The organism is Anaeromyxobacter sp. SG17, from assembly GCF_022690695.1.
GTDB lineage: Bacteria > Myxococcota > Myxococcia > Myxococcales > Anaeromyxobacteraceae > Anaeromyxobacter > Anaeromyxobacter soli.
The window spans coordinates 93,781-105,946 of record NZ_JALCYX010000009.1 but is presented as its reverse complement, the minus strand read 5'-3'; the positions used below and the strand labels follow the sequence as shown (position 1 = coordinate 105,946).

The 12,166-nt window shown below is 75.5% G+C and carries 12 protein-coding genes and 1 pseudogene; 9 read left to right on the top strand and 4 right to left on the bottom strand.

All coding sequences use genetic code 11. The annotated features are described in order from the left end of the window. Window positions 1-1,887: pseudogene (locus tag MNY60_RS06375) on the bottom strand (hypothetical protein); the annotation flags it as partial. 132 nt (window positions 1,888-2,019) lie between these two features. Here MNY60_RS06375 and MNY60_RS06370 point away from each other — a divergent pair. The 5 genes from MNY60_RS06370 to MNY60_RS06350 all read left to right on the top strand — a co-directional run bounded on the left by MNY60_RS06370 (window position 2,020) and on the right by MNY60_RS06350 (window position 7,182). Further along, window positions 2,020-3,957, top strand: a complete 1,938-nt coding sequence (locus MNY60_RS06370; protein WP_242339889.1) for a YgiQ family radical SAM protein — start codon at window positions 2,020-2,022, stop codon at window positions 3,955-3,957. 9 nt (window positions 3,958-3,966) lie between these two features. Beyond that, complete coding sequence (locus MNY60_RS06365; RefSeq protein ID WP_242339890.1) at window positions 3,967-4,698, top strand: SGNH/GDSL hydrolase family protein; 732 nt, start codon at window positions 3,967-3,969, stop codon at window positions 4,696-4,698. A 91-nt stretch (window positions 4,699-4,789) separates the two neighbouring features. Further along, complete coding sequence (gene bioA, locus MNY60_RS06360; RefSeq protein WP_242339891.1) at window positions 4,790-6,181, top strand: adenosylmethionine--8-amino-7-oxononanoate transaminase; 1,392 nt, start codon at window positions 4,790-4,792, stop codon at window positions 6,179-6,181. 2 nt (window positions 6,182-6,183) lie between these two features. Then, window positions 6,184-6,855, top strand: coding sequence for a dethiobiotin synthase (gene bioD, locus MNY60_RS06355; RefSeq protein WP_242360225.1), 672 nt, complete (start codon window positions 6,184-6,186; stop codon window positions 6,853-6,855). A gap of 54 nt (window positions 6,856-6,909) precedes the next feature. After that, window positions 6,910-7,182 (top strand): hypothetical protein, encoded by a 273-nt coding sequence (locus tag MNY60_RS06350; RefSeq protein ID WP_242339893.1) that lies wholly within the window; start codon window positions 6,910-6,912, stop codon window positions 7,180-7,182. Between the two features lie 92 nt (window positions 7,183-7,274). On the opposite strand, the gene MNY60_RS06345 is transcribed toward MNY60_RS06350, so the two are convergent. Genes MNY60_RS06345 through MNY60_RS06335 form a run of 3 tightly spaced genes read right to left on the bottom strand, consistent with a single transcriptional unit; the run spans window position 7,275 to window position 9,221 of the window. Beyond that, window positions 7,275-7,550, bottom strand: coding sequence for a DUF1844 domain-containing protein (locus MNY60_RS06345; RefSeq protein WP_242339894.1), 276 nt, complete (start codon window positions 7,548-7,550; stop codon window positions 7,275-7,277). 53 nt (window positions 7,551-7,603) lie between these two features. Continuing rightward, window positions 7,604-8,983: a trypsin-like peptidase domain-containing protein gene (locus MNY60_RS06340; protein ID WP_242339895.1), complete on the bottom strand. Its 1,380-nt coding sequence runs from the start codon at window positions 8,981-8,983 to the stop codon at window positions 7,604-7,606. Between the two features lie 4 nt (window positions 8,984-8,987). Next, window positions 8,988-9,221, bottom strand: coding sequence for a hypothetical protein (locus tag MNY60_RS06335; RefSeq protein ID WP_242339896.1), 234 nt, complete (start codon window positions 9,219-9,221; stop codon window positions 8,988-8,990). A gap of 79 nt (window positions 9,222-9,300) precedes the next feature. On the opposite strand from MNY60_RS06335, the gene thiE reads away from it, so the two are divergent. From thiE to MNY60_RS06315, 4 genes are all read left to right on the top strand, one after another. Further along, window positions 9,301-9,969 (top strand): thiamine phosphate synthase, encoded by a 669-nt coding sequence (gene thiE, locus MNY60_RS06330; protein ID WP_242360224.1) that lies wholly within the window; start codon window positions 9,301-9,303, stop codon window positions 9,967-9,969. Continuing rightward, a complete protein-coding gene (locus tag MNY60_RS06325; protein WP_242360223.1) occupies window positions 9,966-10,679 on the top strand; it encodes a gamma-glutamyl-gamma-aminobutyrate hydrolase family protein in 714 nt (237 codons plus the stop codon). Before thiE ends, MNY60_RS06325 begins: the two co-directional genes overlap by 4 nt. 62 nt (window positions 10,680-10,741) lie before the next feature. Beyond that, window positions 10,742-11,473 (top strand): bifunctional hydroxymethylpyrimidine kinase/phosphomethylpyrimidine kinase, encoded by a 732-nt coding sequence (locus MNY60_RS06320; RefSeq protein ID WP_242360222.1) that lies wholly within the window; start codon window positions 10,742-10,744, stop codon window positions 11,471-11,473. Between the two features lie 4 nt (window positions 11,474-11,477). Next, entirely contained in the window at window positions 11,478-12,155 is a 678-nt protein-coding gene (locus MNY60_RS06315) for a hypothetical protein (RefSeq protein ID WP_242360221.1), read from the top strand. Window positions 12,156-12,166: the final 11 nt, after the last annotated feature.

Sequence of the window (12,166 nt, the reverse complement as noted above, 5' to 3'; positions counted from 1 at the left end):
CGGCGCCGCAGGGGCCACGCTGCGCGCCAGGACCGGCGCGGCAGGCGCCAGGGTGGGCGCGCGCGGCGCGGCGGCGGGCGGCAGCGCGCCGAAGTCGAGCGAGGGCGGCGGCGTGTCCGCCTCGTCGGCGGGGATCTCCTCGAGGATCTCCGCCCCGTCCACGGTCGGGAGCTCCTCCACGATCTCCGGCAGCCCGAGGTCGTCCGCCGCGGCCGCCGCGGGGAGCGGGTGACTCTCCGTCACGCCATCCGTGTCGAGCCCGAGGCTCGCGTCAGGGTCGCCGAGCGCAGCGGGCGCGCCGGGGCCGGCGCCCTCGGGGGGCGCGGTCTCCCACGGCGCGGGCGCCTCCGCGGTCGCCCAGGCGCCGGCGGGGTCGGCTGCGTCGAACGAGCCGCCCGAGGCGAGCGCGAAGCCCTCCTCGAGCGCGCGGTCGGCGTGCCAGTCGCCGACGCCGCCGGCCGCGAGCGGCCGGTCCGCCTCGAAGCCGCCGCCGTCCGGGGAGCCGAGCGCGGCGGCCACGTCGAAGGCGGCCGAGTCGTCGTACTCGCCGCCGAGCTCGCCCGCGGCGGGCGCGAACACCGGCGGCGGGGCGGACGGATCGAGCCCGAGCGCCGGATCGACTCCATCGCCCTCCGCGGCGAGCGTGTCGGTGCCGTCGCCGAAGGCGGGAGCGCCGCTCGCGAGCTCGTCGTAGGCGCCGAACGCGGCGCCCTCCGGTGCCTGCTCGGCCGCGGGCGCCGGATCCCAGCCCGCGGGCGGGAGCTCGCCGGCGTCCAGCCGGAGCGGCATGGTGAGGGTGGGCTCGGGCTCCGAGGCGAGGCCGAGGAGCTGGGTCGGCTCCGGCATCGCGGCGGCGTCGAGCGCGGTGGGGTCGAAGCCGGCGAGCGCGTCGTCGGGCGCGGGCGCGACCTCGAAGGCCGACTCGTCGAGCGGCTCGAGCTCGAGGGCGGGCAGCTCGCTCGCGGCGTCGCCCTCGGGCGCGGCCGCGGCGAGGTCGAGCGCCTGCGTCGGCTCGGGCGCCTCCGGCGCGAGCGCCGGATCCCACGCCGCCTCGCTGCCCGCGCCGAGGAGCTCCGCCGGAGCTGCGTCCTCGCCCGCGAGCGCGGCCGGGTCGAAGGTCCCGTCCGCCTCGCCGAGCGCGGAGAGCTCGGGCTCGGCCGGATAGGCGCCCGCGTCCCACGGTCCGGCCGCGGCCGGAGCGGCGTACGCGCCCGGCTCCCATCCCGCTGCCCCGCCCGCCGCCGCAGGATCCCAGGCGGCCGCGTTCGGGTCCCAGGGCTGGCCGGCGGCATCGACCGGGAGGGCGTTCGGGTCCCAGGGCTGGCCGGCGGCATCGACTGGGAGGGCGTTCGGGTCCCAGGGCTGCCCGGCGGCATCGACGGGGAGGGCGCTCGGATCCCAGGGCTGCCCGGCGGCATCGACGGGGGCGGCGTTCGGATCCCATGCGCCCGCGCCCTGCGGCGCCGCGCCAGGATCGCCCTCCCAGCCGAGGACGGCGGGATCGAACAGGTCCGCCAGGTCCTCAGCGGTCGCGCCGTCCTCGAGGAGCGGCGCAAGGGCGCCCTCCGGCGGAGGGGCGTCGAAGGCGACCTCGGCCGGGGCGGCGGGGGCGGGCGCGGGGAAGAACGGCTCGGGCTCCGGCTCCGGGGAGAGCTCGGGTGGCGGGGGCGGGCGGTTCCGCAGCCCCGCCGGCAGGAGCGACTCGCGCAGCCGCGCCGCCGCCGCGTTCACGTCGAACCCGCCGCGCGGCGCCCCGCCGCCGGGCTCGCCTCCCACGAGGTCGCGGAGCTGGGCGTGCCGGCGCTCCTCGTCGGGCGAGAGTCCCTTCGCGAGCCGCTTGGCCTCGAGGGTCCGGTACTCCTGCATCACGCTGCGGGGATCGGGCATCGGGTCTTCCGGGGGGGAAAGCCGGCGGGGAGGGGCCGAGCGAGACGGCGGATGATACCTCGCCGGCCGGAGCCCACAAAAGGCGACGCCTCCTTGATTTCCCCAACTCCGGCGGCCATGTATGGCGCGCTCATGAGCCCCCTGCCGGTGGTCCAGAACGGCCGCGCGAAGCCGCCCGCGGCCGGCCCCGAGGCATTCCTGCCGACCACCCCCGGGGAGGTGCGCGCCCGCGGCTGGAGCGGGCTCGACGTCCTGCTCGTGACGGGCGACGCCTACGTCGACCACCCGAGCTTCGGCGCGGCGGTGATCGGGCGCGTGCTCGAGGCGCAGGGCTACAAGGTCGGGATCGTGGCGCAGCCGGACTGGCGGAGCACCGCCGACGTCCTGCGCATGGGCCGGCCGCGGCTCTTCGTCGGGATCACCTCGGGCGCGATGGACTCGATGGTGAACCACTACACGGCGCACAAGCGCCGCCGCTCCGACGACGCGTACACGCCGCACGCCGCCGCGGGCAGGCGCCCCGACCGCGCGACCGCCGTCTACGCTCGCCTGTGCCGCGAGGCGTTCGGCGCGACGACGCCCATCGTGCTCGGCGGCATCGAGGCGTCGCTCCGGCGCATCGCCCACTACGACTACTGGGACGATCGCGTGCTGCCCTCCGTGCTCGTGCCCTCCGGCGCGGACCTGCTCGTGTACGGGCAGGGCGAGAAGCCGGTGCTGGAGATCGCGCGCCGGCTCGCCTCGGGCGAGGACATCTGCGGCCTCGTGGACGTGCCGGGCACGGCGCTCGCGGTGCCGGACCTCGCGCTCGCCCTCCTGGACGGGCGGGCGCGCGCGACGCTCGAGCTCCCCGCCTACGAGGAGATCGCCCTCGACAAGAAGCGCTTCGCGGAGTTCAGCCGCCTCTACCACCTCGAGCACAACGGCGAGAACGCCCGCGTCCTCGTGCAGCGGCACGGCCACGGGGCGCGGACCCGCTTCGTGGTGGTGAACGAGCCGATGGCGGCGCCCTCGACCGAGGAGCTCGACCGCATCGCCGAGCTGCCCTACGTGCGCGAGGCCCACCCGTCCTACGGCGGGGCCCACATCCCAGCGCTCGAGCAGATCCGCTGGTCGATCCAGATCCTGCGCGGCTGCGCGGCGGGCTGCGCGTTCTGCTGCATCACCGAGCACCAGGGGCGCGACATCGCGAGCCGCTCCGAGGCGAGCGTGCTGCGCGAGCTCGCCACGCTCGCTTCGAAGGAGAGCTTCAAGGGCACCATCACCGACGTGGGCGGCGCGACCGCCAACATGTGGGGGATGCGCTGCACGGACGCCGAGGCGCACGCGGTGTGCCGGCGCGCCTCCTGCGTCTACCCCACCGTCTGCAAGTTCTTCGCGGTGGACCACGGCCCGCTCGTGGACCTCTACGAGAAGGCCCGCAAGGTGAAGGGCGTGAAGCACCTCTTCGTCGGCTCGGGCGTCCGCTACGACCTCGCCCAGGCGGACACGAAGAACGGCGCCCGCTACCTCAAGACCCTCGTGCAGCACCACGTCTCCGGCCAGCTCAAGGTGGCCCCCGAGCACGTCTGCGAGCCGGTGCTGAAGCTCATGAAGAAGCCGGGCGTGTCGTCGTTCGAGAAGCTGCGCAAGGACTTCGAGCGCTACTCGCGCGAGGCCGGCAAGGAGCAGTACCTCGTCCCGTACTTCATCTCCTCGCACCCGGGGTCCTCGCTCGAGCAGGCGGCGGAGCTCATGGACTACCTGCAGGACAACCGCTGGAAGCCGCAGCAGGTGCAGGACTTCATGCCGACCCCCATGACCCTCGCCTCGGACATGTACTTCTCGGGCTACCACCCGATGACGGGCGAGCCGGTGCACGTCACGCGCGACATGGACGAGAAGCGCATGCAGAAGGCGCTGCTCCGCTGGGGCGATCCGGCGAACCGTCCGCTCATCGAGAAGGCGCTCCGCAAGCTCGGGCGGCTCCGGCCCGGCGAGCGGCTCGGGCCGGGGATGCGGCCGGCGCGCGGGACCCCGAAGAGGCGCGGCCCCGGCGATGGAGCCCGCGGCCGCGGCCGCCGTGCCTAGCTTGTCGGGGTGATCCCGCACCTCCGTTGCGCCCGCGCCGCCGCGCTCTTCGTGCCCCTGGCGCTCGCCCTCGCCGCAGGCCGCGCCTTCGCGCTGCCCGCCCGCGGCGCGCCGCTCGTCTACCTCGCGCTGGGCGACTCGACCGCCGTCGGCGTGGGCGCCGCGAGCGGCGGAGGCTACCCGCAGCGGCTCGCGCGCCGCCTCGACTCGAGCGGTGTCCCGGTGAAGCTCACGGTCCTCGGGGTGAGCGGCGCGAACACCGCCGACCTCCGGCGAGATCAGCTCCCGAAGGTGATGGCGGCGCGTCCGGCGCTCGTCACCATCGGCACGGGCATCAACGACCTCATGCAGGGGCGCCCGCTCGCCGAGTTCGCCCGCGACCTCGAGATCGTCGCGGATCTCGTGCGGCGCACGAAGGCCACGGTGGTGCTGCAGACGCTCCCCGACCTCACCTTCTCGCCCGCCGGCTACGGCGCGCCGCCCTCGCTCGGCCGCCGCATCGAGGCCTACAACGCCGTCATCGCCCGCGTGGCCGAGCGGCACGGCTTCGTGCTCGCGGACGTCTACGGCAAGAGCCGCAGGGCGCTCCGCGACCGCCGGAGCGAGCTCTTCGGCAAGGACGGCTTTCACCCGTCGTCCGCCGGCTACGAGGTGTGGGCCGAGGCGATGTGGCCGGACGTCGAGCGCGCAGTGGTCCACCCGCGCGTCCAGGCCCGCCGGACGGCGGCGACCGAGCGGTAGGCCGCCGCGCAAGGGCCAGCGCCGCGCGCTCCGGGCCGGCGGGCTCGACACCTTCCCTTCGCCCGCGGCCGCGCGATAGCCTCGCGCCCCCATGGAAGACCACCCGACGGGCTCTCCCGACGCGCGCGCCGCGCGCCACCGCCGCCTCTGCGAGGCCGACCACCGCCACCTCTGGCACCCGTTCACGCAGATGCAGGACTGGCTCGCCGAGGAGCCGCTCGTCGTCGACTCGGCCGACGGCGTCCACCTCGTCGACACGCTCGGCAACCGCTACCTCGACGGCGTCTCCTCGCTCTGGTGCAACGTCCACGGGCACCGGGTGAAGGCGATCGACGACGCCATCCGCGCCCAGCTCGACCGCGTCGCCCACTCGACGCTCCTCGGCCTCGCCTCGACCGCCTCGATCGAGTGCGCCGAGGAGCTCGTGCGCCACCTGCCGCGCGGCCTCACCCGCGTGTTCTTCTCCGACGCCGGCGCCACCGCGGTGGAGATCGCGCTCAAGATGGCCTTCCAGCACCATCAGCTCCGCGGCGACGCGGCGCGCACCGAGTTCGTGGCGCTCCGCGGCGGGTACCACGGCGACACCATCGGCTCGGTGTCGGTGGGCGGCATCGACCTCTTCCACCGCATCTTCAAGCCGCTCCTCTTCGACGTGCACCACGCGCCGCAGCCGTACTGCTACCGCTGCCCGCTCGGGAAGGAGCCTGCGTCCTGCGGCATGGCCTGCGCCGACGCGGTGGAGCAGGTGTTCGCCGAGCGGCCGGGGAGGATCGCGGCGCTCGTCATGGAGCCGGTGATGCAGGGCGCGGACGGCATGATCGCGCAGCCGCCCGGCTACGTGCGGCGCATGCGGGAGATCTGCGACCGGCACGGGGCGCTCCTCGTGTGCGACGAGGTGGCGACCGGCTTCGGGCGGACCGGCACCACCTTCGCCGTCGAGCAGGACGGCGTCGTCCCCGACATCCTCACCATGGCGAAGGGGATCACGGGCGGCTACCTGCCCCTCGCCGCGACCGTCACCACGGAGCGGGTGTTCGAGTCCTTCCTCGGGCCTTATGAGGAGAAGCGGACCTTCTTCCACGGCCACACCTACGCGGGGAACCCGCTCGCCTGCGCGGCCGCGACCGCCTCGCTGCGGCTGCTGCGCGAGGAGCGCGTCATCGAGGGGCTGCCCGCGAAGATCGCGGCCCTCGCGCGCGCGCTCGAGCCGGCCGCGCGCATGGCGCACGTGGGCGAGGTCCGCCAGCGCGGGCTCATGGTCGGCCTCGAGCTCGTGCGGGACCGCGCGACCCGCGAGGAGTACGCCTACGCGCTCCGCTCCGGCCACGAGGTGATGCTGGAGGCGCGCCGGCTCGGCGCCATCCTGCGGCCGCTCGGCAACGTGGTCGTGCTCATGCCGCCGCTCGCCATGACCGAGCGGGAGCTCGAGCAGCTCGCCGCCATCGCGCTCGCGAGCATCGAGAAGGTGACGGCGAGGATCTGACCGTGCGCGGGCTCTTCGTCACCGGGACCGACACCGGCGTCGGCAAGACCGAGGTGAGCTGCGCGCTCGTCGCGGCAGCGCGGGCCGCGGGCGTGGACATGGTGGCGATGAAGCCGGCCCAGTCGGGGGTCACGCCCGGCGAGCCGAGCGACGCGGACCGGCTGCACGCGGCCAGCGGCGGCGTCGAGCCGCTCGAGGCCCTTTGCCCGTACTCCTTCGCCGCGCCGCTCGCGCCCGCCGTGGCCGCGCGCCTCGAGGGCAGGGCGGTCTCGCTCGAGGCGATCGTGGAGCGTGCCCGCGCGCTCGCCGCGCGGCACGACGCCCTGCTCGTCGAGGGCGCGGGCGGGCTCCTCGTGCCGCTCACGGAGCGGGAGACCTACGCCGACCTCGCCGTCGCGCTCGGCCTGCCGGTGCTCGTGGTCGCGCGCGCGGGGCTCGGCACCGTGAACCACACCGCCCTCACCGTCGAGGCGCTCCGCGCGCGCGGGCTCGTCCTCGCGGGCATCGTCCTCAACCGCGCGTGCGACCTCGACGATCCGTCCGTCCCGTACAATGCCGGGGAGATCGCGCGCGTGACGGGCTGTGAACCCCTCGCGAGCCTGCCGTACGCGCGCGATATCGCTGAGCGCCAGCGTTTTCTGCGATCCAGGCTCGCCGGCAAGATCCAGTTTTAGGGCACGGCGCGCGAAAATTGGATCCCCTCGGCGATCGATCCTAGAGATCGCCGCGTGCCGAACGTCGTCGACCTCACGCTCGTCTCCCGCGCCCGCCACGTCCTCCAGCAGGTCCTCGAGGAGCGCGGCCTCGGCTTCTTCCTCCTCGCCTCGTCGCGCGCGCCGAAGCTCGACGCCCGCCGCATCGCCTGGGTGGTACAGGCGGCGCGCCGCAAGGCCGGCCCGCACGCGCGCCGCGATCCGAACGCCCTCTCCCGCACCCGCCGCGTGGTCCGCCGCGAGCTCATCCGCCTGCTCGCCGAGGCCATGCTCCAGGCGGGGGTGTAGAGCGGCGACGCGCGCTCCCTGGCGCCACGTCGGCGGCAGAGCGGCAGCCGTAGCCGCTCGCGAGATCCTGTTTCGGCCGGAGAGGCGGCGCGCTACTCCGCCTTGCCCCCCTGCTTCGCCACGTAGCGCAGCCGCAGGTCGGTGAGGAGGTGCTCCATGAACTGCTCCTCCTCCGGCGTGAGGTTGCCCTTCGTCTTCTCGCGGAGCATGGCGAGGATGTCGATGGACTGGTGGGCGAGGGAGAGGTCGGGCTTGCCCGGGAGGCCGGTGTCGGGGTGCGGCGCGTCGCCGAGGTGGATGAACGCGCTCGAGGCGAGCGAGAGCACGAACGTGTAGAAGTCGATCCCGCCGGCGTCCTTCTCGTCCATGGCGAACCTCCCGAGGGGCGCGCGCGAGGGTCGCGGCCCAGGCGCTCCGGAGTCTACTGGAAGTCGAAGGCGATCCGCTCGGCCGCGTAGCCGCGCTGGACGAGCAGCACGAGCTGGCCGCTCCGGCGCGCCCGCGCGGCGGCGCGGCGGAAGGCCGCGAGGGTCGAGACCTCGGTCGAGTTCACCTCCCGCACGAGGTCGCCCTGCCGGATGCCCACCTGCGCGGCGGCCGAGCGCGGGGCGACGCTCTTCACCACCAGCACCGAGCCCCCCTGAACGCGCTGCTCCCCGAGCGTGAGCCCGGTCGCGCGCGCGGCGAGCTCGGCGGCGGCCTGCGCCGAGAGCTCGACCGAGGTCACCGACACCGCCACCCGCTGGCCGCGGCGGAGCAGCTCGAGCTTCGCGGCGCCGCCGATGGGCAGATCGCGCACGCGGAAGCGGAACTCCTCGGCGCTCTGCGGCGCGAACCCCTGCACCGACTCCACCACGTCGCCCTTCCGGATGCCCGCCGCCGCGCCCGGCGAGCCGGGATCCACCGCGGTGACCACCACGCCCCCCGTCGTGCCCTCGGCCGCGCCGTCCTTCGCGGGCAGGTCGTCCACCGCGACCCCGAGGTAACCCTCGCGCACCTCGCCGTGCTCGATGAGGTCCTCGGCGATGCGGCGGGCGCGATCGATGGGGATGGCGAAGCCGATGCCGGCGTTCCGATCGCCGAGGATGGCGGTGTTGATGCCGACGAGCCGCCCCTCGATGTCGAGGAGCGCGCCGCCGGAGTTCCCCGGGTTGATCGACGCGTCGGTCTGGATGAAGTCGAAGAGCGTCCGCTCGCCCGCCTTGAAGTTCCGGTGCACGGCGGAGACGACGCCGGTCGTGACGGTGTGCGACAGGCCGAACGGGTTGCCGATGGCGATGAGGGTCTCGCCGATGAGGAGCTCGTCCGAGCGGCCCGTGGTGACGAAGGGCAGCTTCTCCTTCGTCTCGAGCTTCAGCACGGCGAGGTCGCTCGACGGATCCGTCCCGACCACCTTCGCGATGATCTCGCGCCCGTCGAGCAGGCCCACCCGGAAGCGGGCGCCGCGCTCGACGACGTGGTTGTTCGTGAGGACGTAGCCGTCGGGCGAGACGATGACGCCCGAGCCGAGCGAGGTGACCGCGTACCCCTTGCGGTAGCGCGGGTGCTCGAAGAGGTCGCCGAAGAGGAGCTCCGCCATGGAGCTCCCCCGCGACGGCACGCGGATGCGGACGAGCTCCTCGGCGGAGACGTTCACCACCGCGCCGCGCACCTTCTCCACCGCGAGGACGACCGGCGTGCGCCGGTTCGGCGACGGCCGCTCGTCGGGGCGGGGGAGGGCGTTCGGTCGGGCGGAGGCGCCCGGGGCGATGAGGACCGCCCCGAGCGCGAGCGAGGCGAGGATCGCGCGGCGCGCGCGCACGGCTCTAGGCGGGAGGAGTCTCGCCGCCGGGGGCGGGCGACTCGGGCTCGTCGTCGACGTCGTCGAGATCGTCGAAGTCGTCGGAGTCCATCGATGCCTCGATCGGCATCGCCTGGTCCGCGAGGTCCGGCAGGGACTTCACGTGCTTCTCGTAATCCTTCTCGTCGAGGACGCCCTTGCGGACGTAGCGACTCGCGACACGCTTGTCGACGAGCTTGTTCTCGGGCTGATCGGCCATGGGTCCACCTGGAACGCGGGAGGCGGGCAAAATATGCGGCGCCTTGCGGGGCAGTCAAGCGCGTGTTAGCGCTGTCGTCATGCCCACTTCCGATGCCTCGGCGGGCGCCGCGCGGCGCGCGCGGCTCGCGGGGCTCTACGCCATCGTGGGGGGCGGGGACGCGATCGGGCAGGCGCGAGCCGCGATCGCCGGCGGCGCCGGCGTCGTGCAGGTCCGCATCAAGGACGCGCCCGCCGGCGCGGTGCTCGCCGCGGCGCGGGAGATCGTCGCCCTCGCGCGGGGACGCGCCCTCGTCATCGTGAACGACCGGGCGGACCTCGCGCTCCTCGCCGGCGCGGACGGCGTGCACCTCGGCGACGACGATCTGCCCCTCGCCGAGGCGCGCCGGCTCGTCGGGCCGGAGCTCCTCGTGGGCCGCACCACCCGCACGCTCGAGGAGGCGCGGGCCGCCATCGCCGAGGGGGCGGACCACGTCGGCTTCGGCCCGATCTTCGCCTCGCGCTCCAAGGCGCTCGCCGTCCCGCCGCGCGGGACGGCCCTGCTCCGCGAGGTCGCCTCCGCGCTGGGCGCGCCGGTCGTCGCGATCGGCGGGATCACCCTCGCGAACGTCGGCGAGGTGGCCCGCGCCGGCGCGGCCTGCGCCGCCGTCATCGAGGCGATCTTCGGCGCGGGCGAGCCGAGCGCGAACGCCGCCCGGCTCGCGCAGGGCTTCGCCGCCGGCCACCGGCTCCGGGAGACGACGCCATGAGGTCGCGACCGCGCATCGGCCTCACCCTCGACGCGGACGAGCGGGAGGGGCGCTACTTCCTCGGCCGCGCCTACATCGAGGCGGTGCTCGCCGCGGGCGGGCTCCCCATCCTGCTCCCGCACGCCAAGGACGCCGCCGCGGCCTACCTGGCGCTCCTCGACGGGCTCGTCGTGACGGGCGGGTTCTTCGACGTGCCGCCGGAGCTCTACGGCGAGGCGCGCCGCGACGCGTGCGGCGCCACGAAGCCCGAGCGCACCGCGTTCGAGAAGGATCTGCTCGAGGCGGCGCTCGCCGCGCGCATGCCGGTGCTCGGCGTGTGCGGCGGCATGCAGCTCCTCAACGTGGTGCGGGGCGGGACGCTCTACCAGGATCTCCCCGGCGACGCCGGCATCCACGGCCACGAGCAGCCCGCGCCGAAGGACGTCCCCTCGCACGAGGTGGCCATCCAGCCGGGCACGCACCTCGCGGCCCTCGTGGGCCCGGGCGCGCTCTCCGTGAACTCGACGCACCACCAGGCGGTCCGCGAGCCGGGCGCCGGCGTGCTCGTGTCCGCGCGCGCGGCGGACGGGATCGCCGAGGCCATCGAGCTGCCGGACCTGCCGTTCGCGCTCGGCGTGCAGTGGCACCCGGAGGCCGTTCTCCGCCACGAGCCGCGCCACGCGGCGCTGTACCGCGGGCTCGTCGCCGCGGCGCGGGATCGCCGCCGGTGAGCGCGCGCGCCGCAAGGGTCCGGGCGAGGGCGCCTGGGCCCGCGCGAGGCTCCCCTCCGCGCGTGCTCGTCGTCGCCGGCCTCGATCCCTCCGGCGGAGCCGGCCTCCTCGCCGACCTCGAGGCCGTCCGCGCCGCCGGCGCGGAGGGCTGGGCGGTCGCGACCGCCCTCACCGCCCAGGGGCCGGGCGGCGCGCGCGGCTTCGAGCCCGCGAGCCCGGGGATCCTGCTCGCCCAGGTCGACGCGCTCGTGCTCGGCGCCGAGCGGCCGCGGGCGGTGAAGACCGGCATGCTCGCCACGGCGTCGATCGCCCGCACCCTCGCCGTCCGGCTCGGCGAGCGCCCGCTCGAAAGGGTGCCGCTCGTCGTTGACCCGGTCCTCGTCGCCTCCTCCGGCGCGCCGCTCTTCCTCGCCGAGGGCCGCCCCCTCGGCGACGCGCTCGCGCCGCTCCTCTCGCGCGCGAGGCTCGTCACGCCGAACCTGCCCGAGCTCGCGGCGCTCACGGGTCTCGACGTCTCGACGGACGAGGCGGCCGTGCGCGCCGCCCGCGCCCTCCCCGCGCGCGCGGTGCTCGTGAAGGGCGGGCACCGCGTGGGGGCGCCGCTCGACCTGCTCGTCGTGCGCGGCAGAGTGACGCGGATCGCGGGCCGGCGGCGGCCGGGGACCGCGCGCGGCACCGGCTGCCGGCTCGCCTCGACGATCGCTGCGCTCCTCGCGCGCGGCGCGCCGCTCGAGGAGGCGGTGCGAGGAGGTAAGCGCGCGGTGGAGCGCTACCTCGACCGCGCGGCGCGCTAGAATGATGCGGAACCAGGGGGAGGTCATGACGGGGATTCACTCGCGCCGCGCCCGCGCCGTCACCGCGACGCTCCTCGCCGTGGCCCTCGTCGCCACGGCGCCGCTCCCGGCGCGGGGCCAGCAGGTGCCGGAGCAGCTGCCGGAGCAGGTGCCCTTCATCGAGCGCCGGGAGCCCGTCCGCCCGACGCGGCCGCCCCCCGATCGCAACCTCGTCCTCCTGTTCAACGTCGCCGGCCCGGCGGGGAACCCCTTCGACGGCGATCGCGGCTGGCGGCTCGAGGCGAGCATCGAGCGACGGCCGGAGGGCCGCCTCTCGTCCGCGGTGGTGATCGGCGGCGGCAGCGTGGCGGTGAAGGGCTACCCGGAGGAGTGGGCGCTCGGGTTCAGCGGCCAGGGCCGCTGGTATGCGCTCGGGGACTTCGATCGCGGCCTGTTCGTGGGCGGCGTCCTCGACTTCCGGCGCATCGGCCCGCACCTCATGTGCGGCGCGGGCCCGCTCGTGGGGTATCGCTACACCACCGCGCGGGGCGTCGCCGCCGAGGTCCACCTCGGCCTGCCGCTCCTCGCGGACTCGTTCTCGTCGGACGCCGCCGGCCGGGTGCCGCTCGGGGACGCCTGGCGGGCGATGCTGCCGGGCGTCTTCGTCGGCGTCGGCGCGGCGCTCCGCACCGGCCGGCGCTGAACGTTTCTGGC

What these genes read in the sequence shown, in the direction of transcription:
- MNY60_RS06315 (WP_242360221.1), top strand. Translation starts at nt 11,478, where the DNA reads ATGCGGAACCAGGGGGAGGTCATGACGGGGATTCACTCGCGCCGCGCC.
- MNY60_RS06370 (WP_242339889.1), top strand. Translation starts at nt 2,020, where the DNA reads ATGAGCCCCCTGCCGGTGGTCCAGAACGGCCGCGCGAAGCCGCCCGCG.
- MNY60_RS06335 (WP_242339896.1), bottom strand. Translation starts at nt 9,221, where the DNA reads ATGGCCGATCAGCCCGAGAACAAGCTCGTCGACAAGCGTGTCGCGAGT.
- MNY60_RS06345 (WP_242339894.1), bottom strand. Translation starts at nt 7,550, where the DNA reads ATGGACGAGAAGGACGCCGGCGGGATCGACTTCTACACGTTCGTGCTC.
- MNY60_RS06325 (WP_242360223.1), top strand. Translation starts at nt 9,966, where the DNA reads ATGAGGTCGCGACCGCGCATCGGCCTCACCCTCGACGCGGACGAGCGG.
- bioA (WP_242339891.1), top strand. Translation starts at nt 4,790, where the DNA reads ATGGAAGACCACCCGACGGGCTCTCCCGACGCGCGCGCCGCGCGCCAC.
- thiE (WP_242360224.1), top strand. Translation starts at nt 9,301, where the DNA reads ATGCCCACTTCCGATGCCTCGGCGGGCGCCGCGCGGCGCGCGCGGCTC.